This window comes from Trinickia caryophylli (genome assembly GCF_034424545.1).
GTDB lineage: Bacteria > Pseudomonadota > Gammaproteobacteria > Burkholderiales > Burkholderiaceae > Trinickia > Trinickia caryophylli.
Genome location: NZ_CP139970.1, coordinates 2,164,370 through 2,186,734 on the forward strand (window position 1 = coordinate 2,164,370; position 22,365 = coordinate 2,186,734).

Annotated in this window: 18 protein-coding genes; 11 read left to right on the forward strand and 7 right to left on the reverse strand. The window is 60.9% G+C overall.

All coding sequences use genetic code 11. The features are described 5' to 3' along the window. Window positions 1–71: 71 nt before the first annotated feature. Genes dndB through dndE form a run of 4 tightly spaced genes read left to right on the forward strand, consistent with a single transcriptional unit; the run spans window position 72 to window position 5,071 of the window. The gene (dndB, locus tag U0034_RS09730) at window positions 72–1,199 is read left to right on the forward strand and encodes a DNA sulfur modification protein DndB (RefSeq protein ID WP_085229961.1); all 1,128 of its coding nucleotides are present in this window, start codon (window positions 72–74) and stop codon (window positions 1,197–1,199) included. A gap of 8 nt (window positions 1,200–1,207) precedes the next feature. After that, a complete protein-coding gene (gene dndC, locus U0034_RS09735) occupies window positions 1,208–2,668 on the forward strand; it encodes a DNA phosphorothioation system sulfurtransferase DndC (protein ID WP_233212015.1) in 1,461 nt (486 codons plus the stop codon). A gap of 25 nt (window positions 2,669–2,693) precedes the next feature. Continuing rightward, window positions 2,694–4,688 (forward strand): DNA sulfur modification protein DndD, encoded by a 1,995-nt coding sequence (dndD, locus tag U0034_RS09740; protein ID WP_085229963.1) that lies wholly within the window; start codon window positions 2,694–2,696, stop codon window positions 4,686–4,688. Continuing rightward, window positions 4,685–5,071 (forward strand): DNA sulfur modification protein DndE, encoded by a 387-nt coding sequence (gene dndE / locus U0034_RS09745; protein ID WP_085229964.1) that lies wholly within the window; start codon window positions 4,685–4,687, stop codon window positions 5,069–5,071. The genes dndD and dndE overlap by 4 nt, the downstream gene beginning before the upstream one ends. Before the next feature lie 110 nt (window positions 5,072–5,181). On the opposite strand, the gene U0034_RS29220 is transcribed toward dndE, so the two are convergent. The 5 genes from U0034_RS29220 to dnaA form a co-directional block, all read right to left on the reverse strand. Then, on the reverse strand, window positions 5,182–6,168 hold the full coding sequence (locus U0034_RS29220; RefSeq protein WP_085229965.1) for an HNH endonuclease: 987 nt from the start codon (window positions 6,166–6,168) through the stop codon (window positions 5,182–5,184). A 9-nt stretch (window positions 6,169–6,177) separates the two neighbouring features. After that, a complete protein-coding gene (locus U0034_RS09750; protein ID WP_085229966.1) occupies window positions 6,178–7,884 on the reverse strand; it encodes a ParB N-terminal domain-containing protein in 1,707 nt (568 codons plus the stop codon). A gap of 350 nt (window positions 7,885–8,234) precedes the next feature. Beyond that, on the reverse strand, window positions 8,235–10,706 hold the full coding sequence (gene gyrB, locus U0034_RS09755) for a DNA topoisomerase (ATP-hydrolyzing) subunit B (protein ID WP_085230030.1): 2,472 nt from the start codon (window positions 10,704–10,706) through the stop codon (window positions 8,235–8,237). Between the two features lie 117 nt (window positions 10,707–10,823). Further along, complete coding sequence (gene dnaN, locus U0034_RS09760) at window positions 10,824–11,927, reverse strand: DNA polymerase III subunit beta (RefSeq protein WP_085229967.1); 1,104 nt, start codon at window positions 11,925–11,927, stop codon at window positions 10,824–10,826. Between the two features lie 216 nt (window positions 11,928–12,143). After that, the gene (gene dnaA / locus U0034_RS09765) at window positions 12,144–13,679 is read right to left on the reverse strand and encodes a chromosomal replication initiator protein DnaA (RefSeq protein WP_085229968.1); all 1,536 of its coding nucleotides are present in this window, start codon (window positions 13,677–13,679) and stop codon (window positions 12,144–12,146) included. 469 nt (window positions 13,680–14,148) lie between these two features. Here dnaA and rpmH point away from each other — a divergent pair, with 469 nt between their 5' ends. From rpmH to yidC, 4 genes are all read left to right on the forward strand, one after another. Then, the gene (gene rpmH, locus U0034_RS09770) at window positions 14,149–14,283 is read left to right on the forward strand and encodes a 50S ribosomal protein L34 (protein WP_006998755.1); all 135 of its coding nucleotides are present in this window, start codon (window positions 14,149–14,151) and stop codon (window positions 14,281–14,283) included. A 91-nt stretch (window positions 14,284–14,374) separates the two neighbouring features. Next, window positions 14,375–14,824: a ribonuclease P protein component gene (gene rnpA, locus U0034_RS09775; protein ID WP_085229969.1), complete on the forward strand. Its 450-nt coding sequence runs from the start codon at window positions 14,375–14,377 to the stop codon at window positions 14,822–14,824. A gap of 29 nt (window positions 14,825–14,853) precedes the next feature. Beyond that, a complete protein-coding gene (yidD, locus tag U0034_RS09780) occupies window positions 14,854–15,084 on the forward strand; it encodes a membrane protein insertion efficiency factor YidD (RefSeq protein ID WP_085229970.1) in 231 nt (76 codons plus the stop codon). Between the two features lie 30 nt (window positions 15,085–15,114). After that, window positions 15,115–16,779 (forward strand): membrane protein insertase YidC, encoded by a 1,665-nt coding sequence (gene yidC / locus U0034_RS09785; protein ID WP_085229971.1) that lies wholly within the window; start codon window positions 15,115–15,117, stop codon window positions 16,777–16,779. A gap of 133 nt (window positions 16,780–16,912) precedes the next feature. Here the strand turns inward: yidC and U0034_RS09790 are convergent, their stop codons facing one another. Beyond that, window positions 16,913–17,335 (reverse strand): transcriptional regulator, encoded by a 423-nt coding sequence (locus U0034_RS09790; RefSeq protein WP_085229972.1) that lies wholly within the window; start codon window positions 17,333–17,335, stop codon window positions 16,913–16,915. Window positions 17,336–17,684: 349 nt separating this feature from the next. Between U0034_RS09790 and mnmE the strand changes: the two genes are divergently transcribed. After that, window positions 17,685–19,088: a tRNA uridine-5-carboxymethylaminomethyl(34) synthesis GTPase MnmE gene (gene mnmE / locus U0034_RS09795; protein ID WP_085229973.1), complete on the forward strand. Its 1,404-nt coding sequence runs from the start codon at window positions 17,685–17,687 to the stop codon at window positions 19,086–19,088. Between the two features lie 116 nt (window positions 19,089–19,204). Continuing rightward, entirely contained in the window at window positions 19,205–19,522 is a 318-nt protein-coding gene (locus U0034_RS09800) for a DUF3761 domain-containing protein (protein ID WP_085230031.1), read from the forward strand. Between the two features lie 166 nt (window positions 19,523–19,688). On the opposite strand, the gene gcvA is transcribed toward U0034_RS09800, so the two are convergent. Further along, window positions 19,689–20,582 (reverse strand): transcriptional regulator GcvA, encoded by an 894-nt coding sequence (gene gcvA, locus U0034_RS09805; RefSeq protein ID WP_085229974.1) that lies wholly within the window; start codon window positions 20,580–20,582, stop codon window positions 19,689–19,691. A gap of 416 nt (window positions 20,583–20,998) precedes the next feature. Here gcvA and U0034_RS09810 point away from each other — a divergent pair, with 416 nt between their 5' ends. Beyond that, a complete protein-coding gene (locus U0034_RS09810; protein ID WP_085230032.1) occupies window positions 20,999–22,255 on the forward strand; it encodes an MFS transporter in 1,257 nt (418 codons plus the stop codon). The last annotated feature ends 110 nt before the right edge of the window (window positions 22,256–22,365 follow it).

Here is a 22,365-nt window from a genome sequence, read left to right on the forward strand (position 1 = left end):
ACACTGCACCCGCTGTGGGGAAGCCACACGTTTGTATCTCGATATACAAACATGCTAGAATCAACGCCACTATGGCGGACGCTTTCTCATACGTTTTCCCGGCGATTCGAGGGGTACAGGCGGGACGGGAGTACTACGTCTCCATGTGCCCGATGCGGCTATTGCCCAAGCTCTTCCTCTTCGACGAAGAGGAACTCGTTCCCGAGCTCCGTGCGCAGCGTACCCTGAATCGAGCGCGCGTACCTGAGATCGCCCGATACATCGTCGACAACAAAGACAGCTACACGTTCTCCGCCATAACGGCATCCATCGACGGCGCGATCACCTTTACGCCAGTGGGCGCAGACACATCCTCCACGTTCCGGATGGGTACATTGTCCGTCTCGATGGAAGCACGATTTATCGTGAATGATGGGCAGCACCGACGCGCGGCCATCGAAACTGCTTTAGCAACGGCCCCCGAGCTCGGCGACGAGACGATCGCTGTGGTCTTCTTTCTCGATCGAGGCCTGGAGCGCTGCCAGCAGATGTTTGCCGACCTCAATCGGTACGCTGTGAAGCCCTCGGCGTCGCTCGGTATCCTGTACGACCACAGGAGCGCAGCCGCCAACGTGGCCAAGCATCTCAGCCTGACCTCCGACCTGTTCAAAAACCTTATTGAGACCGAGCGGTCGTCGCTATCCGCAAGATCGCGAAAGCTGTTCACGCTGAGTGCTCTTCACTACTCGATCGTCGAGCTGCTTTCGGAAGAGGAACTGCAAGACTTCTCCGCAGCATCTCGCAAATGCCAACAATTCTGGGAGCTCGTGGGTGAGCAAATTCCGGAGTGGGTGTATGTGCGGGAGTCAAAAATGACGGCGGGAGAGGTGCGTCGCGACTTCATCCATAGCCACGCTATCGTCCTGCAGGCACTTGGGCGTGCCGGGCGCGCGATTTTTGAGCAGCCCAATCCTGACTTGGCGAAGCGCATCAAGAAATTGCGCACGATTGACTGGTCTCGTAAGAACGCCATGACCTGGGAAGGACGAGCGATGGTCGGAGGAGCTATGGCTAAGTCCGGGCAGAACGTCACGCTCACCACAAACGAACTGAAGCGCGTGCTTGGACTGAAGCTAACGGAAGACGAAGCTTCGGCCGAGAAAGCACTGCTTGCATCTCGCGGCGCAGCGCCGCGTCGTCGAACAAAGGTCGCAAAGTGACAACTCCGGTGTCGAAGATAATCGAAGAAATTCAAAGCCTCTACCTCTCCGATCCAGTTCCATGGATCGTGGGGTACAGCGGCGGAAAAGACTCGACCGCGTCGCTTCAACTCATTTGGAACGCCATCGCCGCGCTACCGAAGGAGCAACGCCGCAAGGACGTCCACGTTATCAGCACGGATACGTTGGTCGAGAACCCGGTGATCGCCGCGTGGGTCGAGAATTCGCTGTTATGCATGAAGCTCGCGGCCGCAAAGCAAAATCTGCCGATCAAAGCCCATCGCCTTACGCCTTCGATGGAGAACAGATTTTGGGTCAATCTGATCGGGAAGGGCTATCCCGCTCCTCGTCCAAAATTTAGATGGTGTACTGATCGGCTGAAGATCAGTGCATCCACGGAGTTCATCCAGAACCTATCGGAGTCCAGCGGCGAGGCGATCCTGGTGCTCGGGCAACGCCGCGGCGAAAGTCAGGCGCGCGACAAGGTGCTCGACCACTACAGCGGGAGTACCCGTGACCGGCTGAGCCGAAACAAGGATCCCAAGCTCGCTCGCGTGTGGGTTTATCTGCCCATTGAGACGTGGAGCAGCGATGATGTCTGGGAATACATCATCACAGAGCCCAATCCATGGGGCGTGGACAACCAGGAGTTGTTCGCCATCTATCGGGGCGCGACGGCCGACTCTGAATGTCCTGTCGTTGTCGACAAGTCGACTCCGAGTTGCGGCGATAGCCGCTTCGGTTGCTACGTCTGCACGATGGTCACGCAGGACAAGTCGATGCAGGCGATGATCCAGAACGACGAGCAAAAGCGCTGGATGCAGCCGATTTTGGACTACCGGAACGCATACCTGGCGGTTGACGATCGGGAACTCCGAGACTTCCGCCGAATGAACGGTAGGCTAACCGTGTTCAAAGGGTCGCTTGTCCACGGCCCATACAAGCAAGCGTACCGTGCAGAGCTGTTGGAGCAGTTGCTTCGCACGCAAAAGGCCGTACAAGAGGCCGCGAGAAGTCAGGGCGGGGAAGCGATCGAACTCATCTCGATGGACGAGCTCGATGAGATCCGGCGAATATGGGTGGAGAAAAAACGCGAGATCGATGACCTGGTCCCAGAAATCTTCGAGCGTGTTTATGGACGCAGCTACCCTGGCCGCGAAGTGGAGCCGCTGCCGCTCGACCGCAGCGATCTTGCGATTCTGAGGGAGGTAGCCGAAGAGCTAGATCCCGAAGCGTCAGAGGAGCTTTACAAGCTGACGCGTTCGCTCTTGGGCGCTCAATTCCAGTCGATGCAGACGCAGAAGCGCTCCAAGCAGTTGGACGAACTCGAAAGCATCCTACAGTTTCACGCGTTCCGAAACGAGGCGGAGGCGCTGGAGTTCGCGCTGATAAGCGATCAGCGAACTGCGGCTACCGTCGAGATTGAAGCTCTCGGTGACGACCTCGCCGACCCCAGCGCGGACCTCTAACAGGTTTTGGCAGTAGGCCTCGTAAATGGCAAAAATTACGTTTTCAAGCATCTCCGTCGAGAACTTCGGACCGTTCCGTGAACGGCAGTTCCTCGACCTTTCTGTGAGCTCAACCCGCTCGGTTGTCCTCGTTAAGGCGCTAAATGGCAGCGGGAAGACGACGCTGCTAACTGCCCTTCAGCTCGGACTGTATGGAGCGAAAGGCATCGGTTCGGGGCGCCGTTCGGAATACGAGCAGCTCGTTCAAGCTTTGCAACGAGCGGACGCCGGGGAGAAGTCTACCGTGTCGATCGGTCTGATCGTTGACATGGGGGGCGGACGGAAGGAAATCACCGCTCGTCGGGAATGGACTCGGCAGCGCGCTGCTCTGAGTGAGACGTTTTCCGTCATCGTGGATGGCACGGAAGACATCGATTTCACTCAAGGTTGGGACGATTTCATTGGTGCGATCCTGCCGTCGGAACTCGTGCATCTGTTCCTCTTCGACGGAGAAAAAATTGAAGCACTAGCGAATCCCGAACGCCTTCCCGAACTCTTGCGCCGGGCCACGGAGGTGTTCCTGGGCATCGGCGGAATTGACGTTCTCGGGAACGACCTACGGGCCGTGGAGCGGCGTGCGGGACTCCGGAATAAGGAAGGCTCGTCCGAATACCAAGCAGCGAAAGACACGCTGTTGGATCTGGAATCGCAGCAGAAAGCCTTGTCTGACAAGCACGCTGATTTGTTGCAGGAACATGCATCGGCCCAAAACGCGCTTGATCAAGCCCGCCTTTTGCTCGACCGATATGTCGTGGAAGCGCGGCGCGGTGGGCTGACAGCGTACGAACAAGCTGCGTCTATTCGGAGCCAAGCGGAAAGCGCGCGTAAGAGCGCTAGCGCGAGTCGGGCGGGTCTCGCTGAAGCGATGTCGGATGCAGCCCTGCCCGTGGCGTGGCTTCACAAGCTTTGGGATCGTTACGAAAGCGAGTGGGAGGCGGATATCCGCGGTCGTCATGCCAAGTTGCTGACGGAGGAGTTCAAACGGCGCGACCGTCGTTTGATAGCGGCCTTGTCGAAGCAGATGTCTGGCGCCTCACTCGAAGCCGTAAAGTCTCTTCTAAAAAGCGACTTGGACCAGACACGGTCTACGCAACCGCGCAAACCCCTTCTCATGTCGGGTGGCGAGCCGGCCGAAGTTGCAGTCCACGTCAACCACGCGCGCTCGCGCGTTCGTGCAGCTATCGCATCACTGGACTCCGCTCAACGCGACCTCGCCAAGTCAGAACGCGCGCTGGGCGAAGTACCCGCCGAAGGACAACTGACCGAGATATTGTCTAAGATGCATGAGAGGTCGCATGCAGTTGCGACCGCAGAACAACGCGTCGCGCTGCTGACCGAGTCCCTTGCTGAGACGACCACTAGCCTAAAACACGTAGAGGCGCGCCTTAGCGCTGCGCGCGCTCGACTGAGCAACGACTTCCGCGACCGGTCTATTGAGGCGAAGGGTATCGAAGCTGCCGCACGCGCGAGACAAGCGCTGAGCGTCTTCAAGGGGAGATTGCTCGCATCGAAGGCCCACTGGCTGTCCGGAATGATTTCCGCAGAATTCCAAAATTTGCTGCGCAAGCGGAAGTTGGTCTCTCGGGTGATCGTCGATCCATCAACATACGACGTCAAGATCGAAGACGGTAAGGGTCAAGAGCTGCCGATGGATCGGTTGTCCGCCGGAGAACGACAGATGCTGGCAGTGTCGGTCCTCAGCGCTCTGATTAAAGAGCGGAAGGGACGCTTCCCTGTTGTCGTCGATACACCGCTTGCGCGTCTCGATCGACAACATCGAACTTCGCTGATCAAGCGATTCTTTGCCACGGTGTCGCATCAGGTGATCGTCCTGTCGACCGATGAAGAGGTGGAAGGCGCAGCCCACGACGCACTACGGCCGTATACCAGCAAGGAATACGTGCTCGAATTTGACGACGATCGCGGATGCACCCGTGTGCGTGATAGCGCAGCGCGTTCGGGCGAATTGGAGTTGGCATGAATGCCATAGAACGGGTAAAGCTGACCTCGGCAGCAAAAAATCAACTGATCGCACTTAAGCGACGCACTAACATCGAACATAACAACACCCTTTGTCGTCATGCTCTGTGTTTGTCCCTCGCCAACCCGTCGCTCCCGCCCCGCGAACAATTTAATTTCTCGGGGGGAATCGAGATCGATTGGCGAACGTTTACTGGTGGCAATGAAGCGCTCTACTACAATCTTCTTGTCACACGGTTATTGTGCGACGGTATTGATGTATCGCCTGACGCGTTGCGCGACGCCTTGCTTCACCATGTTCATCGTGGGCTGTCGTATCTAGCAAGTCGTCGGGAGGACGATTTGTTGGTGGAGTTGGCGCGCACGCTCGCGGTAACGGCATAACGAAACTAGGATGCGCCGTTTGCGCCAGCCGACGTAGTAGCTGCATGGGGTGCCCGACGAGATCGCGACGGACGCGACGTTCCTGCGGGGTCGTCGACATCTGCCGATAATTAGCCGCTTGCGCCCATTTCTTTGACCGAGCGAGGCGACTTCCCCCATATCTGCGAAGCTATGGTCCTCGGCACCATTCGAACGAGACGCAATGGATCGTGTTCGTGACAAGTCACACGCAAGTTTGTCGGCGTCGGGGCGCCATTGCCATACGCGGGCGCAACCGTTAGCTCGCTGGTTTCCGAAGTCCGGTCACAGCCTGCGAGATGCTCGCACTTCTTCTGAGTCGCCAGTACGCGGACGACCCAAAACGGTTGCGGAAGAGACGGAAACAAGTGTCGATGTCCCTGCGACGTGCGTACGCGTCCCTCTTCATCGTAAAGAGAAACGGAGGCTCCCTTGTGTCGGTTACACCAACCGCACGCGAGTCTCAAGTTTTCAATACTATCGGTGCCGCCCCGCGAAAAAGGATGTTTATGGTCGATTTCGATCGCAACGTCGCTCGGTGTTAGTCCAATAGGCTTCATTGCATCCACGAACTCTGGCAACAGAAGCCGTTCAGAGGCGTTCCTATGCAGAAATCGTTCAATAGCCCTATCCGAAAATGGGTACCCGCAAACCCAACACCGAGGACAGTCGCCAGCAAGCTCGAGTAGTAGCAGCCGACTTTCGCGGTCAATCAACGCCCTGTCTCTATTAGACCTTAGCAACAGCACGGACTCGAGAACTTTGTTTGCCACCAACTTCGCCAACTCCACTCGCTCGTCCTTCGTGAGCGCTTGGAATGCGCTGTTTACGGCTTCCAAGGTGTCAAAGAAGATATGAGCATATCCCCGATCCGACTCTACATAACGCAGAGGATCGACAATTCCCTGAATAAACCATTGTGCCCACTGCTGATGTGCGTCGCCGCGAATCAACGCCTCTCTCCGTCCAAAAAGGGTATTTGGCGGAGAGAGGCCCGCGACGGATCGCAGCATATTCGCATCCCATCGCTTGGTGGCGTCTAACGGAAGGGCCGCACCAATAAAACCGAACAGATCCATTTTTAATGGCTAATCAAGAACAGCGGTCCTAAAGTTACGCTTATCGGGTAACTGTGCGGGGTTCTTTCGATACTCAGACCATAAAGCCGCCCATTGCTTTCGAATGCCCGGATTGTCTTTTTTGATACCGCTCAGGTTCCAATCACGATCAAAATATGCGCGATTGACCGCGTCGAGCCAGTCATCCACGAGGCTCGCCACTTCAGACGCGTCCTTTATGCGCGTCCGCGTAGTAACGAGATATTCGAAAAAATCCGCCGCCAGAATCGTCAAGGAGATCTTATTAAATAGGTTAGACTCACGCGGGCGCCCCCAATAGTTCCATCTATCAGGATTGCTTGTATCACCAAATTCATCGCGTATCTTTGCAAAGAAGACGATGAACACATCTCGCCAAGGGCCATCAAGCTTTGACCAATACTCAAATCGAGTTTGACAGCCGAATGACTCATATGAATCAGTTATAGGGCTATCATCGAGGAAACGCTTTCGCCAAGCGTCGGCGAAATCAGTTTTTTGGTGGAACAATCGACCACCCGATAAATCCTTAAACACAGAGATAATCGACGCAAAGACATTCCACTGAAGAAGATCTTTTTGATCACTTGCCAATCCGCGCTCAACCAACCCACAGAACGGACTAGACTTATGCCTCGCGAGGTAAGTTATCGCTTGCGACTCTTCTAGTTCGATCGCCGCATCTTTTAACCGGGTGGCCACACGTCCGAGTTCGTCATTCGACAACGTTGTCGACACAATGGTGCCCAGCAGGGCGCGCCCGATAGGAGTCGCCTTCTGGTTGACCACTACAAATTGGAAAACTTGTTCAGCTGGATCGTCGGTTAGCAGAAGAGAGACACTTAACTTCCGAGATTCACGCAGTAGTAAAGAGTTTTCCACATCCTCGGCGTTTTCACCACCTCCGATTCGTGATTCGATTTCTGCCTGCAGGTCCGGCTGCAACAGTCGGTCGCGTGCAGCAGCGTTTGCGCCGCGAAGCCGATGCTGTCCGTCCACTAGAACGACTGGGCATAGATAGCTTGTTAATGCGTCGCGGGAAAATCCGATGAACTCATCTTGATCTATCGGATCTGGAATTTGCTTTGCGATCTCGTGCCTTGCCGCCACATCCTCCCAGAAATCGAAGATGTGTGACTCTTCGAATAAGACTGCACCTACATCAGAGGATGAATTTGTCTCAGCGGCGACTTCGCCGTCTGCGTCCACATGATCGACCTCGAGGTCGGCGATATCACCACTGATATGGCCGTCAATTCGCGCTTGATCTTTTAGTGTTGCGATGAGCTCCTTCGATGGCATGCGGCCAGCCAGTTCCGGCACTCGACCTTCGATATAGTCTCGAACTTTCCCCAAGATTTCCTGGAACGACCATGTGGCGAAATCAGGAACGTTGATTTCAAGGAAACCAAAGCCGTTCGTCTCCCCATCGGGCTCTGAAGCGGGGATGAATTTGCACTGCGAAGGATCGCTCAATCGCGACGCACATAGCAGAGGATTTTGGACGACATTTTCAGAGTCTTGAAAAAACTTTTTCAGCGCGGCGATTCGCTTGCTGTTCTGCTCCCGCTGAAAGCCCACGGATTCCTGCGATACCCCGAAGCGCTTCTTTTGAGGTACGCCCGCCCATGCCTCTATCTCCGCGGCTGGAGCGGAGAACACAATTAGTGGCTTCACGCCGGAGCCCTGCACAGTCATCAGTGCAGGGTATCGGTAACGTCGCATCATTGATGAGCCCCTCGCAAATCTCAAGCCGTTCCAGGTCAGCAACGTCCGCTGGACGTATCTGGAGCCCCCCGATCGCCTACAACAGGGCGTCGCTGATCCACGTGTGGACAGTCGCGCGGTGCCGCCGCTCTGCGGCACCGCTTCAGTCGGCTTGCTCTCTGAAGTATGACTGTCCGTTAATTATGTACTACAACGTCCGCTTCCCAGACCCTCCGGTGCATCACACCATGGTAGGCCAGTCGCACTAACTAGTGTTCTACAGTCGCAAAACTGTGTCGCCAGTCGCAATTACTCTGTCACTTTACGCGTCTACAACACCCTCAAACATCAATATTCCCCGCCCGCAACGCATTCGACTCGATAAACGCCCGCCGCGGCTCGACCTCATCGCCCATGAGCGTGGTAAAGATCCCATCGGCCGCAATCGCGTCCTCGATCTGCACGCGCAGCAACCGCCGCACGGTCGGGTCCATCGTCGTTTCCCAGAGTTGCTCCGGGTTCATCTCGCCGAGCCCCTTATACCGCTGCTTCGAGACATTGCGCTCGGCATCGGCAATGAGCCACCGCATCGCGGACTTGAAGTCGCCCACGGCCATGCTGCGCTCCCCGCGCTTGATCACGGCACCGGCCCCGATCAACCCCTTGAACGTATTGGCGGTATTGAGCAGCTGCTGATAATCGGCGGTGAGCAAAAACTCCTCGTCGATCACGGACACCTTCACGTTGCCATGATGGCGCCGCTCCACACGCAGCGACCGCAGCTCGCGCGCCGCGTCGTACTGCGGATACACCGACACTTCAGGCTTCAACGGATCGCTGCGCAGCGCCGTCTCCAGCGCCTGCGCCGTGGCCGCCGCCCCAGCCTCGCTCGACAGATCGATCGCCACGCCATCCATCACCGCCTCGAGCGAGCTCGCGTCGTAAAGCCGGCTGAGCCGCTCCACCACCCCCTGCGCGAGCAGATACGAACGCGCCAGCTCACCAAGCGCATCACCGGCGATCGGCGCCGCCCCTTCGCTCGGCATCAACTCGGAGCCCTGCAACGCAAGCCGCAGCATATGCGCATTGAGCTCGGCGCCATCCTTCAGATAACGCTCGTCCTTGCCCGCCTTCACCTTGTAAAGCGGCGGCTGCGCAATGTAGATGTACCCGCGCTCGATCATCTCCGGCATCTGCCGATAGAAAAACGTCAACAGCAGCGTACGAATGTGCGCGCCGTCCACGTCCGCATCGGTCATGATGATGATGCGGTGATAACGCAGCTTCTCGATGTTGTAATCTTCCTTGCCGATACCGCAGCCAAGCGCCGTAATCAACGTCACGATCTGCTCGGAAGAAAGCAGCTTGTCGTAGCGTGCCTTCTCCACATTCAGTACCTTGCCGCGCAGCGGCAAGATCGCCTGGAACTTACGGTCGCGCCCCTGCTTCGCCGAGCCGCCCGCCGAGTCGCCCTCCACGATATAGATCTCGGACTTCGCCGGATCCTTCTCCTGGCAATCGGCCAGCTTGCCCGGCAGGCCCACGCCGTCGAGCACACCCTTGCGCCGCGTCATCTCGCGCGCCTTGCGGGCCGCGTCGCGCGCGCGCGCCGCATCCACGATCTTGCTGCAGATGATCTTCGCGTCGTTCGGCGTCTCGAGCAAAAACTCCTCGAGTGCCTTCGCCACGATTTCCTCCACCGGCGCCCGCACTTCCGACGAAACGAGCTTGTCCTTCGTCTGCGAACTGAACTTCGGCTCGGGCACCTTCACCGACAGCACGCACGACAACCCTTCGCGCATGTCGTCGCCCGACGTCTCCACCTTCGCCTTCTTCGCGATCTCGTGATCACCAATGTACTTGTTGATGACGCGCGTCATCGCCGCGCGCAAGCCGGTCAAGTGCGTGCCGCCGTCGCGCTGCGGAATGTTGTTCGTGAAGCAGAGCACGCTCTCGTTGTAGCTGTCGTTCCACTGCATCGCCACTTCCACGCCCACGCCCTCTTTCTCGGCATTGACGTGGAAAATCGTCGGATGCAGCACGGTCTTCGTCCGGTTGATGAATTCGACGAAACCCTTCACGCCGCCCGCAAGCGCGTAATCGTCTTCCTTGCCCGAACGCTGGTCGGTCAGGCGGATGCGCACGCCATTATTCAGGAACGACAGCTCGCGAATGCGCTTCGACAAAATGTCGTAGTGATACTCGACATTGCCGAAAATCGTTTCGTCGGCCATGAAGTGCACTTCGGTGCCGCGCTTTTCCGTTTCGCCGAGGTACTGCATCGGCGAGACCTGCTCGCCGTCCGCTTCCTCGATCACGCGGTTTTGCACCACGCCGCGATGAAACTCCATGAAATACTTCTTGCCGTCGCGCCGCACCGTCAGGCGCAACCACTTCGAAAGCGCGTTCACGCACGACACGCCCACGCCGTGCAAACCGCCCGACACCTTGTAGCTGTTCTGATCGAACTTGCCGCCCGCGTGCAGCTCGGTCATCACGATCTCGGCCGCGCTGCGCTTCGGCTCGTGTTTGTCGTCGCGCTTGATGCCGGTCGGAATGCCGCGGCCGTTATCCGTTACCGATATGGAATTGTCGGCGTGAATGATGACCTGAATCTCGTTGCAATAGCCAGCCAATGCCTCGTCGATGGAATTGTCGAGCACTTCGAATACGAGGTGATGCAGACCGGTGCCGTCCGACGTGTCGCCGATGTACATCCCGGGCCGCTTGCGCACCGCCTCCAGACCCTCGAGGATCTGAATAGACGAGGCGCCATAGCTGTTGTCGGGCTGCGTGTTGTGCTGTTCACTCATGGATAGGTTCCGGTTCTGCATCTACTGCTGGTACCGCTGACGAATATTCAGGCCCACCAAAGAAACGCCAAAGGGGCGCTGCGCCCCTTGGTCCTGGTCTCTTTTCCGTGCCTCGGATCAAATGCGCATCGGCATGACCACGTACTTGAAATCCTCGTTCTCGGGGATCGTGATGAGCGCGCTCGAGCTCGCGTCCGCCACGCTCACCTGCAACATGTCCACTTTCAGGTTCGCAAGAACGTCGAGCAGATAGGTCACATTGAAACCCATGTCGATCGTGTCGCCCTGGTAGGCAATCTCGAGCTCTTCCTGGGCCTCTTCCTGATCGGCGTTCGTCGACATGATCTTGAGCTGGCCCGGCTCGATCACGCAGCGCACGCCCTTGAACTTGTCCGACGTCAGAATCGCCGCGCGTTGCAGCGAGCGCTGCAGTTCGTCGCGCCCGATCACGAACGTGTTCTTGTGAGCCTTCGGAATCACGCGCTGGAAGTCGGGGAACTTGCCCTCCACGAGCTTCGAAACGAGTTCGACCTGGCCGAACGTGAACTTCACCTGCGTGGAGGCAATGTCGATCTTCAACGTATCGTCGATGTCCTCCAGCAGGCGCTGCAGCTCGAGAATCGTCTTGCGCGGGATGATCACTTCCTGGCGCGGGAATTCGCCGTCGATCTTCATCGACGAAAACGCGAGACGGTGCCCGTCCGTCGCCACCGCCATCAGCTTCGAGCCGTCCACCACGAGCAGCATGCCGTTCAGGTAGTAGCGGATGTCCTGCTGCGCCATCGCGAAATGCACCATGCCCAGCAATTGGCGGAAAGTCTTTTGCGGCACGGAAAGGCTCGCGCCGTAATCCTTCGCCTGAGCAACGGTCGGAAATTCGTCCGCCGCGAGCGTCTGCAGCGCGAACCGGCTCTTGCCGGACTGCACCGTCAGCCGCTTGTCGGACAGCGTCAGGCTTACCTGGCCATCCGGCATCGCGCGCAGAATGTCGAGCAGCTTGCGCGCCGCCACCGTTGTCGCCACCGACTCGCCGCCCACGCCGAAATCGGCCCGCGTCGTGATCTGCAGCTCGAGGTCCGTCGACAGGAACGACACGTCCGGGCCGTTCTTGGTAATGAGCAGATTCGCGAGGATCGGCAACGTATGGCGACGTTCGACGATGCCGCTCACAGTTTGCAGCGGCCTCAAGAGGTTGTCTCGTTCGGTCTTGACCAGTTGCATAGGGTTCCTTCGTTGATGTGGCGGCGTTTCGCCGCCTCGCCCGGCAGATTCGTCGACAAAAAGCCGACGCCCCGCGTTTCTTCCGCGCTTGGTGCTTGAGCCCCGCACTTTCATGCCGCCCGCGCAGCCAGGGCGGCCAAACCGTTATTGTGCCTCAAAAAGAAACTGATTCCGGGAAAACGGGGGGCGGTCGGAACGACGCGCCGGCCAAGCCGCTCAGCCCTTCAGCGTCTGCTCGAGCACGTGCAACTCGTGGTTCAGTTGCGCATCCTTGCCGCGCTCGTCGGCGATCTTGCGCACCGCGTGCAGCACCGTCGTATGGTCGCGCCCGCCGAAGAGCTCGCCGATCTCGGGCAGGCTCTTTTGCGTCAGTTCCTTGGCCAGGTACATCGCAATCTGCCGCGGCCGCGCAATATTCGCCGGGCGCTTCTTCGAGTACATGTCGGCGACCTTGATGTTGTAGAAGTCGGCGACCGTCTTTTGGATGTTCTCGACGGAAATCTGGCGGTTCTGGACGGTCAGGAGGTCCTTGAGCGCCTCCTTCGTCAGCTCGATCGAGATCTCGCGGCCATGGAACTTCGAGTAAGCCAGGATCTTGCGCAGCGCCCCCTCGAGCTCGCGCACGTTCGAGCGCAAATGCTTGGCCACGAAAAACGCCACATCCTCGGATAGGCTCACCCCCTCGGATTGCGCCTTGCGCATCAGGATCGCCACGCGCATCTCGAGCTCGGGCGGCTCGATCGCGACGGTCAGGCCCGAATCGAAGCGCGAAATCAGGCGGTCGTCGATGCCCGAAATTTCCTTCGGATAGGTGTCGCTCGTGATGATGACCTGCGCCTTGTTCGCCACCAGCGCCTCGAACGCATAGAAGAACTCCTCCTGCGTGCGGGACTTGCCGGAGAAGAACTGGATGTCGTCGATGAGCAGCAGATCGAGCGAGTGGTAATAGCGCTTGAAGTCGTCGAACGCCTTGCGCTGATACGCCTTGACGACGTCGGAGACGTATTGCTCGGCGTGAATGTAGCGGATGCGCGCGCCGGCCTTGTCCTGCAGCAGCTGGTTGCCGATCGCGTGAATCAGGTGCGTCTTGCCGAGGCCCACGCCGCCGTACAGAAAAAGCGGGTTGTACGAGATGCCCGGGTTGTCGGCCACCTGGATCGCCGCGGCGCGCGCGAGCTGATTCGCCTTACCCGTCACGAAGTTCTCGAACGTCAACACGGGGTTGAGCTTCGAGCGTTCGTACATCGAATCGGTTTCGGGGTTCGCCTGCGCGGGCGTACCCGGGCGCCAGGTGCGCCGCGCGGCGGCCGCCTCGCTTGCATCCACACTCGGCAAGTCGATGTCGGCCGCATCGTCGGCCGCCTGGGCAGCCGAAGGCTGCAAGCCAGCCATCGCGCGCTCGCCCCCACGCCCCGCCGGAGCGGATTCGGGCAGCGCGGCAGCCACCGATGCCGGTATGCGCGGCAGCGGCACAGACGACGCGCCCATCGGCGCGCGCATGCCCATCTTCGGGTCGAGCACGAACTGAACTTCGACGGGCGCCTGCCAAAAATCGCGGGCGAGATCGGAGATGCGGCCCGAAAACTGGCTCTTGACCCAATCGAGCTTGAAGCGGTTCGGCGCGGCGATCGACAGCGTGTTCGCGGCGGCGTCGAAGGCGACCGGGGCCAACGGTTTGATCCACGTCACGTACTGCTGGGGCGTCAATTCGCGCTCCAACAATGCGGAACAGTGTTGCCAGAATTCGTTCATCAAAGGTGACGTCGTTTTTTAGTGCACCGCGACTCGCCGCCGCCTCGACGACAGATCGGGCGAGCGCGAACGCTCCCCGCTCCTGCCGACAAGCGGCAAGGCGCGACGAAGCCCCGGGTCCGGACGGACGAGATCAGCCACAACTCCTTTCGCGACAAGCACTTGCAGCGAATGGACGAGCTGAGAGCGGCGTGCTGGATTCTTGAGACAAGGCGAGATTCTACCGCCAAAACCGGTCGGCCAGGAAGTTATCCACAGGGCCGGATCGAGCACCGGGTGCGCGGCGTCCGCGCCCGGTGCGCGCCGGCTCCCCGCTTCGACGAACACCTAACGTATTGACGACCAAGAGAAAACCGGTTTAAATAGCGGGTTCCCGCGAAAGCGTAAACAAATTTTCGACCTCGTCGACTGTCTTCGGCCCGATCCGCAGGCATCAGCGTACGCGGTCCACTTGTCCAGTGAGAACGACATGAAACGTACCTACCAGCCTTCCGTGACGCGCCGCAAGCGCACCCATGGCTTCCGCGTCCGCATGAAGACCGCGGGTGGCCGCAAAGTCATCAACGCACGCCGCGCGAAGGGCCGCAAGCGTCTGGCCGTCTGACGCGCTGACGTAGCGTCGATCTAACGTCCAGCGCGATGATGCGCGTCGTGTCCGATGCCCCGCGGCAACGCCGGGCGGCTCGCACGTCGCCATCGGGCCCAGTCCGTTGCGAGCGCAAGCCGCCTTTCCCAAAGCCGCGAGGCTCCTCAAAACGGATGAGTTTTCATCCGTTTTTCGTTTACGTCCGTGGCGCCGCTCGGCCCATTTTGTCGTTTACGCGCGGCCAACCGGCAACGAAGCACGCCTCGGGCTCGTCATCGGCAAGAAGTTCGCGCCGCGCGCGGCCTCGCGCAATCTCGTGCGGCGTATCGCGCGTGAGGCGTTTCGCCTTCGGCGGGCCGATTTCGGCGGCTGGGACATTCTGCTGCGCCTGACCACGCGTTTCGACAAGGCCGCGTTCTCGAGCGCCTCGTCACCGCCGCTCAAGGCCCTGTGCCGAAGCGAGATCGAGGCATTGCTCGACAAGGTCGCGCGCGAGATCGCCCGTCGCGAGGCGGCGAGCGCGCAGCACGCCGCGCCCGGCAATGCGGGCGGGGATTGAAGTTCGGGGTGGCTTCGCCACTTGATGGCATGCAAACGGTACTGATCGCATTGCTGCGCTTCTACAAGATTGCCGTGAGCCCTCTGCTCGGCAGCCGGTGCCGTTTTTATCCCTCCTGTTCTGATTACGCACGCGAGGCAATCCAGTATCATGGCGCCGCGCGCGGCAGTTACCTCGCGTTCAAGCGCGTGTGCCGCTGTCATCCCTTTTCCGCGGGCGGGGTCGATCTCGTTCCACCCGCTCCCTCGAAAAAGCGCTGAAGCGCCGCTTTATCGACTCTGAGACCACGCATGGATATCAAACGCACCGTCCTATGGGCGATCTTCTTCGTGTCAGCGATCATGCTGTTCGACAACTGGCAGCGCGAGCACGGTCGCCCGTCGATGTTCTTCCCGAACCCGGAGGCCACGCGCCCGGCCGCGGGCACCGCGCCCGGTTCGTCGGCGTCGGCATCGCAGGCCGGCGCGAGCGCGGCGCCCTCGGCGGCCGCCTCGGCACCGGGCGCAGCGGGCGGGCAGCCGCAGGCAGCAGCCCAACTGATCGACTTCAGCACGGACGTCTATAAAGGCCAGATCGACACGCGCGGCGGCACGCTCGAGAAGCTCACGCTCACGCGCAACAGCGATCCGAAGCAGGCCGACCTCAACGTCACGCTCTTCGACCGCACCGCGAATCACACGTATCTCGCGCGCACGGGCCTCGTAGGCGGCGACTTCCCGAACCACAACGACGTCTTCACCGTCGTGCAGGGCCCGCGTTCGCTTTCGGGCGACGCGAAGTCGTTTCAAATCAGCCTCGAATCGCCCGTCAAGGGCGGCGTAAAGGTCGTCAAGACCTACACGTTCACGCGCGACAGCTATGTGATCGGTGTCGATACGAAGATTCAAAACGTGGGCACGGCCCCCGTCACGCCGAGCGTCTACATGGAACTCGTGCGCGACAGCGAGCCCGTGGAAACGCCGCGTTTCTCGCACACGTTCATCGGCCCGGCTGTCTATACGAACGAGCATCACTTCCAGAAGATCTCGTTCAGCGACATCGACAAGAAGAAGGAAGAGTACGCACCGAGCGCGGATAACGGCTGGATCGCAATGGTGCAGCACTACTTCGCGACGGCCTGGATTCCGCAGCAAGGCGTGAAGCGCGACATCTACGTCGAGAAGATCGACCCGACGCTCTACCGTGTCGGCATGCGCGAGCCGCTTGCATCGATTGCGCCGGGGCAGACCGTGGACGTTTCCGCCCGGCTTTTCGCCGGCCCCGAAGAGGAACGCGTGCTCGAGGGCATCGCGCCGGGCCTGGACCTCGTGAAAGACTACGGATGGGTGACGATCATCGCGAAGCCGCTTTTCTGGCTGCTCGAGAAGATCAACGGCGTGGTCGGCAACTGGGGTTGGGCGATCGTGCTGCTCACGCTGCTCATCAAGGCCGTGTTCTTCCCGCTGTCGGCAGCGAGCTACAAGTCGATGGCGCGCATGAAGGAAATCACGCCGCGCATGCAGGCGCTGCGCGAGCGCTTCAAGGGCGATCCGCAGAAGATGAACGCGGCACTGATGGAGCTCTACAAGACCGAGAAGGTGAACCCGTTCGGCGGCTGTCTGCCGATCGTGATTCAGATTCCGGTGTTCATTTCGCTGTACTGGGTGCTGCTCTCGTCGGTGGAAATGCGCGGCGCGCCGTGGGTGCTCTGGATTCACGACCTGTCGCAGCAGGACCCGTACTACATCCTGCCCGTGCTGATGGCCGTGTCGATGTTCGTGCAGACCAAGCTGAACCCCACGCCGCCCGATCCCGTGCAGGCGAAGATGATGATGTTCATGCCGATCGCCTTCTCGGTCATGTTCTTCTTCTTCCCCTCGGGCCTGGTGCTCTACTACGTCGTGAACAACGTGCTGTCCATCGCGCAGCAGTACTACATCACGCGCATGATGGGCGCACAGAAGAAAGCGGCCTGACGGCCGCCCGCCCAGGCCCGGCTGCCTTCACGGCCGGCCGGGTCCGGCGCCTGAACAAAAAACGCCCTGCCGGGCGTTTTTTTTCGGGCGTACGAGCGAAAGGCGCCGATCCTATCGGCCTGCTGCCTCGAACTTATTGATCCGCCTTGTCGCCGTAGAACTGCGAAACGAGTTCCTGCACCAGATAGCGGTGATGCGGAGAAAGCGCCTCGATCTTCGATGCCAACTCGATCGTCTCGGGCGTCAGTGGATATTTTTCGTCGCGCGGCAGCGGCTTCGGCGTCGTACGCGCGGCGGCATTCGGCGGCGGGCCATAGTGGAGCCAGTGCAGGTCTACGCGCAGCCATTCGGCCAGCGTCTGCAGTTTGTCGGCGGTGGGAATCGTGCGCCCGGTCAGCCACTTGTGGGCGGTCTGCGGAGAAATCGGGTGCTCGCCGCGATGGCGCAAGTTGAAGTGCAACGCGAGCTGCGTCCCGCCCGTCACTTTTTCGGGGCTGCGCTGCAACGCGAACTTGAGGCGCTCGGAGAACGCCGCTTTTTCTTCAGCGGTTGGCATCGCAAAATTGTGCAGTCGAGCCGCCCCCAAGGAGACAACCAGTCAGGACAGGTTTAGCCCGTCCGGGCGGCCCTTTAGCCGAAATACGCGCCGCGAGCGCAAGCAGCCATGCGCCTTACCTGCCGGAGAGCCCCACGGGCAAAAGGCCGCAGCCCCTTGCAGGTTGCCGCTGCTCCCCTCGTCCGAACAATACACTATCCCAACTAAGATAAATCGGATTTGTGCTAAGCGCTGGACGGCACGCGCCGCGGGCGGCGGCGAGGCGTCGGAGGCGGCGCGCTACAATGCGGGGCGCACCCGCCGCTCGAGTCATTCGTGCGAACGTTCAACCCGCTTTTGCCTTCCTGCCATGCTTGCCGCCGACTCCGATCCAATCGTTGCCATTGCCACTGCGCCCGGTCGCGGAGGTATCGGCGTCGTGCGCATCTCGTGCGGCCGCGGTGCCGAAAAAGCCGCGGCGACACTGATGCAGGCACTGTGCGGCCAGGCGCTCACGCCGCGTCATGCGAGCTATCTCCCTTTTCTCGACGCCGGCGGTAATGCGCTCGATCGGGGCATTGCGCTCTACTTTCCGGCGCCGCACTCCTATACCGGCGAGCATGTCGTCGAATTGCAGGGGCACGGTGGTCCGGTCGTGCTGCAGCTCGTGCTCCAGCGCTGCATCGAGGCCGGCGCCTCGTTCGGCCTGCGGCTTGCCGAGCCCGGCGAGTTCACACGCCGGGCCTTCCTGAACGACAAGCTCGATCTGGCGCAGGCCGAGGCGGTGGCCGACCTCATCGAAGCGAGCACCGAGGCGGCCGCGCGCTCGGCCGGACGCTCGCTTGAAGGCGCGTTCTCGCGCGACATTCATGCACTCGTCGATGAAGTCATTTCGCTGCGTATGCTCGTGGAAGCGACGCTCGACTTCCCCGAGGAGGAAATCGATTTTCTGGAGGCGGCCGATGCGCGCGGCAAGCTCGTTCGCATCCGCGAGCGGCTCGATGGCGTGCTCGGCGACGCGAGACAGGGAGCGTTGCTGCGCGAGGGGCTGTCGGTCGTAATGGCCGGGCAGCCGAACGTGGGCAAGTCTTCCCTGCTCAATGCGCTGGCCGGGGCGGAACTCGCCATCGTGACGCCGATCGCGGGCACCACGCGCGACAAAGTGGCGCAGACCATCCAGATCGAAGGCATTCCGCTGCATATCATCGATACGGCCGGCCTGCGCGAGACGGAGGACGAAGTCGAGAAGATCGGCATCGCGCGTACCTGGAGCGAGATCGAAAAGGCCGACGTCGTGCTGCATTTGCTCGATGCGCGCACGGGCGTCACGCCTGACGACGAGGTGATCGCCGCGCGGTTCCCGCTGGGCGTGCCCGTCGTGCGCGTGCTCAACAAGACGGATTTGACGGGAGCGGCGCCGGAAGTGAGTCGATTGGCCGCCGCACGCGGCGACAGCGAGCTTTGCGAGGTTCGGCTCTCTGCGAAGAAAAGCGAAGGGATCGGCTTGCTGCGCGCCGAGCTGCTGCGCATCGCCGGCTGGCAGGCGGGCACGGAAAGCGTTTATCTCGCGCGCGAAAGACATCTGACGGCGTTGCGCGCGGCGCAGGATCATCTCGAACTCGCCGCCGAGCATGCGCAGGCGGGCAACCAGTTGCTCGATTTGTTCGCCGAGGAACTGCGGCTCGCGCAGGATGCGCTCAATTCGATTACTGGCGAATTCACGTCCGATGATCTGCTCGGCGTGATTTTCAGCCGGTTTTGTATCGGGAAGTAGCGCTCGCGCAATGCCGCGAGAGGTCGGCCGGATCGGTATCCCGGTGGCGAGCGCTCTGTATGCACTATCAGAACCGTACAGGCCACACGAACGTCAGCTCGGATTTCGGGGGTGTCATGAATGGATTGATACAGGCGGCCAGACGGCGCGCGCCGGCGGCGATCGTCGCGCTTGCTTGTGTGCTCATCACAGCAAACGCTCAGGCACGCACGCCGCCCGCAACGGGCACCTGGGAACAGCCCGACGAAAGCGACCTCACCTCGCACGGACACTACCTCAATCGGGACGGCCAGGACGTGCATTCGCCATCGAAAACAAAGGACAACAAGGCCCCGCCCGGTGCGACGGCCCGCTGTCGCGACGGCAGCTACAGTTTCAGCCGCCATCGTTCGGGCACCTGCTCCCGGCACGGCGGCGTCGCCGAGTGGGAATAAGCGAACCGCCGCCACATGCGCCGCGGTGGCACCCTCGCTCCGAGTCGAGGGAGAGTGGGAAGCCCTTCCGCGGCGGCGGCTGAACGGTCGATCGTCGCTTGATTGCGGCACCGAGGTCGGATGGACCGCCCAAAGCGCCCCGCCTTTACAGACCGCCCAGCGGCGTCTACCGCCGCGCCGCCGGCCATCGGAGGATCCACTCTCGAAACGCCGCCACCTTGGCGCGATCCTGCGTGCCCTCGGGGCACACGAGGTAATAAGCAAGCTCTTCGATATACGTGGCTGCCACGAGCCGTACCAATCGCCGGCTCGCCATTTCCTCGTCGACGAGCGCGGCCGGCAAGAGCCCCGCGCCCTGCCCCGACAGCACCGCTTTCAACAGCAAACCCGCATCGTCGAACGAAGGGCCGCGCGGGGGCCCCACTTCATCGACACCATTGCGCTCGAACCAAAGGCTCCAGGCCTTGCGATCCGCATCGTGCACGTGCGGCCACCGCGCGAGATCGGCTGGCCCCGCGGGCAACCCGAAACGTTCGACGAGCCCTGGCGCCGCAGCCGCCACCATCTCCACCGTCAACACCCGGTCGCAGCGCATGCCCGAATAGCGGCCAAGGCCATGGCGAATCGCCACATCCACACCGCTACGCGAGAAATCCACCAACGAAGTCCCCGTGACGATCCGCAAATCGAGGTCCGGATGCGCTTGCTGAAACGTCGCCATGCGCGGAACCAGCCACGCCGATGCAAAAAACGGCGTGACACTGACCGTCAACACGCCGTCGTCCGCCGTCTCCATCACGCGCCGCGATGCTTCGGCAATCTGACGAAACGCATTGCGGATCGACGGAAGATATTCGCGCCCCGCGCGCGTCAGATAAATGCCCCGTTTCTCGCGCTCGAACAACCGCACGCCAAGGTGCTGCTCGAGCGCCTTGATCATCTGGCTGACAGCGCCGGGCGTCACGCAGAGCTCCTCGGCCGCCAGCTTCACCGACAGGTGCCGTGCCGCGGACTCGAATGCCTTCAACGCGTTCAATGGCGGAATTCGACGAGTACTCATTTAGTTTTTCTAAACCAAATCAGGCAGATTTTCTCGGTTGCCCCGGCCGCATCACGGTTGGATTATAGGGACTTCAGCGCGTGTCCGTGCATCGCGACACCGCTGTCACTTAAAGAGTTTAGCTAATGCATAGGCACAGCAGGTGCCCGTGCCGGAGAAAGCCGAATGACGCCCCATTCCGACGATTGGGCCTACATGGGCCTCACCGGGATCGCAGCCTTGATCAAGACCCGGCGCTGTCCTCGCGCCAAGTGGTGCAGTCACAGCTTCAACGCATCGCTGCCCTCGATGGTGCGCTTCACAGCTACGCGCAAGTGCCGGAAAGCAGCCGGCAGCACGTCACCCGCCTCACCCATCATCGGATGGCCGTGCGCCCTTTCAATCCGCGCTCATCGCGCGAACACCGGGAGTTCATCATGACTACCGTGACTGCCGAGCGAAAGCTTTTCCATGGGTGGGTCGTCGTTGCCGCCGCTTTCGCCGTTACCTTCATCGGATTCGGCTGCGCCTATACGTTCAGCTCGTTCGTCCAACCACTGCAAGCCGAGTTCGGCGCGTCGCGCGGCTCGGTCGCGCTCGTCTTCTCGATCGCGGGATTCCTTTACTTCGCGCTCGGTGCGGCCTCCGGCCCTCTGGCGGACCGGTGGGGAACCAAACGGCTCGCCGTGGCCGGGATGTTATTGGTGGGCGCTGGCTTCGCACTCGCCAGCCATGCGAACACGATCGCCGCGGTTTACGCCTTTTATGGCCTCGGGATCGGTCTGGGCGTCGGGACGGCATTCGTGCCGACCGTCGGCGTCGTGCAACGCTGGTTCGTCAGGCGGCGTGCGTTCGCGTCGGGGCTCGCCGTCAGCGGCATCGGTGTCGGCACCCTCGTCATGCCACCGCTCGCGACCTGGCTGATCGCACGCTTCGGCTGGCGCGAGACCTATCTCCTGCTGGGCATCGTGGCCGCGGCCATCGGAACGGGCATGGCGCTGCTGCTGGAAGACGATCCGCGCCGCCGGGGCCTGCTGCCCGATGGCGACGCCCCCGATTCGGATCAGGCATCGGCGCCCCCGACTTCAGGTGTGCCGCTCGCCCGAGCGTGGCGCAGCCCGCGGTTCATCGGCCTTTATGCGGCCTGCCTCGCCAGTTCGCTCGGCGTGTTCGTTCCGTTCGTGCACCTCGTGCCGTTCGCCATCGATCATCACGTGAGTGCCGCACGCGCCGTGCTGCTGTTCGGCGCCATCGGCGCTGGCAGCACGGCGGGCCGCGTCTTGCTCGGCAATGTCGCCGACCGTATCGGCCGGGATACGTTCCTGGTCGTCGTCTATGCCGGAATGGCGGTCACGCTCGCCATCTGGGCGGCGGCTGCGAGCTGGTGGATGCTGATGCTGTTCGCCCTGTCGTTCGGGCTTTTCTATGGCGGTTGGGTGGCCGTCCTGCCGGCGATCGTCGCCGATCACTTCGGCGGCCGCCACGTCGGCGCGATCATCGGCGCGCTTTCGACGAGCGTGGCGATCGGAACGCTCGTCGGCCCGAGCGCGGCTGGGTTCGCCTTCGACAAAACCCACAGCTATGTGCTGCCTGTGGCGCTCAGCGCGCTCGGCAACGCCGCCGCGGGCGCGATCGCGTTCGCGACGAACCGCCTTGGTCGAGCGCCGAATCGAGCGTTCTGGCAACCGAACTGAGCGCAGCGCCAACGCGCCAGCCTGTAAGCAAAGGAGTCCCGTCGGCCAGCCAGCGAGCCCTTGAACATCCACCTCTACAGGCAGGCGCCCCGCGTGCCTCGCCCACGTCG

Coding starts and splice junctions, on each gene's coding strand:
- dndE (WP_085229964.1), top strand. CDS start 4,685: ATGAATGCCATAGAACGGGTAAAGCTGACCTCGGCAGCAAAAAATCAA.
- dndB (WP_085229961.1), top strand. CDS start 72: ATGGCGGACGCTTTCTCATACGTTTTCCCGGCGATTCGAGGGGTACAG.
- U0034_RS09810 (WP_085230032.1), top strand. CDS start 20,999: ATGACTACCGTGACTGCCGAGCGAAAGCTTTTCCATGGGTGGGTCGTC.
- mnmE (WP_085229973.1), top strand. CDS start 17,685: ATGCTTGCCGCCGACTCCGATCCAATCGTTGCCATTGCCACTGCGCCC.
- gcvA (WP_085229974.1), bottom strand. CDS start 20,582: ATGAGTACTCGTCGAATTCCGCCATTGAACGCGTTGAAGGCATTCGAG.
- dndD (WP_085229963.1), top strand. CDS start 2,694: ATGGCAAAAATTACGTTTTCAAGCATCTCCGTCGAGAACTTCGGACCG.
- yidC (WP_085229971.1), top strand. CDS start 15,115: ATGGATATCAAACGCACCGTCCTATGGGCGATCTTCTTCGTGTCAGCG.
- U0034_RS09800 (WP_085230031.1), top strand. CDS start 19,205: ATGAATGGATTGATACAGGCGGCCAGACGGCGCGCGCCGGCGGCGATC.
- rpmH (WP_006998755.1), top strand. CDS start 14,149: ATGAAACGTACCTACCAGCCTTCCGTGACGCGCCGCAAGCGCACCCAT.
- dnaA (WP_085229968.1), bottom strand. CDS start 13,679: ATGAACGAATTCTGGCAACACTGTTCCGCATTGTTGGAGCGCGAATTG.
- dnaN (WP_085229967.1), bottom strand. CDS start 11,927: ATGCAACTGGTCAAGACCGAACGAGACAACCTCTTGAGGCCGCTGCAA.
- gyrB (WP_085230030.1), bottom strand. CDS start 10,706: ATGAGTGAACAGCACAACACGCAGCCCGACAACAGCTATGGCGCCTCG.
- U0034_RS29220 (WP_085229965.1), bottom strand. CDS start 6,168: ATGGATCTGTTCGGTTTTATTGGTGCGGCCCTTCCGTTAGACGCCACC.
- U0034_RS09790 (WP_085229972.1), bottom strand. CDS start 17,335: ATGCCAACCGCTGAAGAAAAAGCGGCGTTCTCCGAGCGCCTCAAGTTC.
- U0034_RS09750 (WP_085229966.1), bottom strand. CDS start 7,884: ATGACTGTGCAGGGCTCCGGCGTGAAGCCACTAATTGTGTTCTCCGCT.
- yidD (WP_085229970.1), top strand. CDS start 14,854: ATGCAAACGGTACTGATCGCATTGCTGCGCTTCTACAAGATTGCCGTG.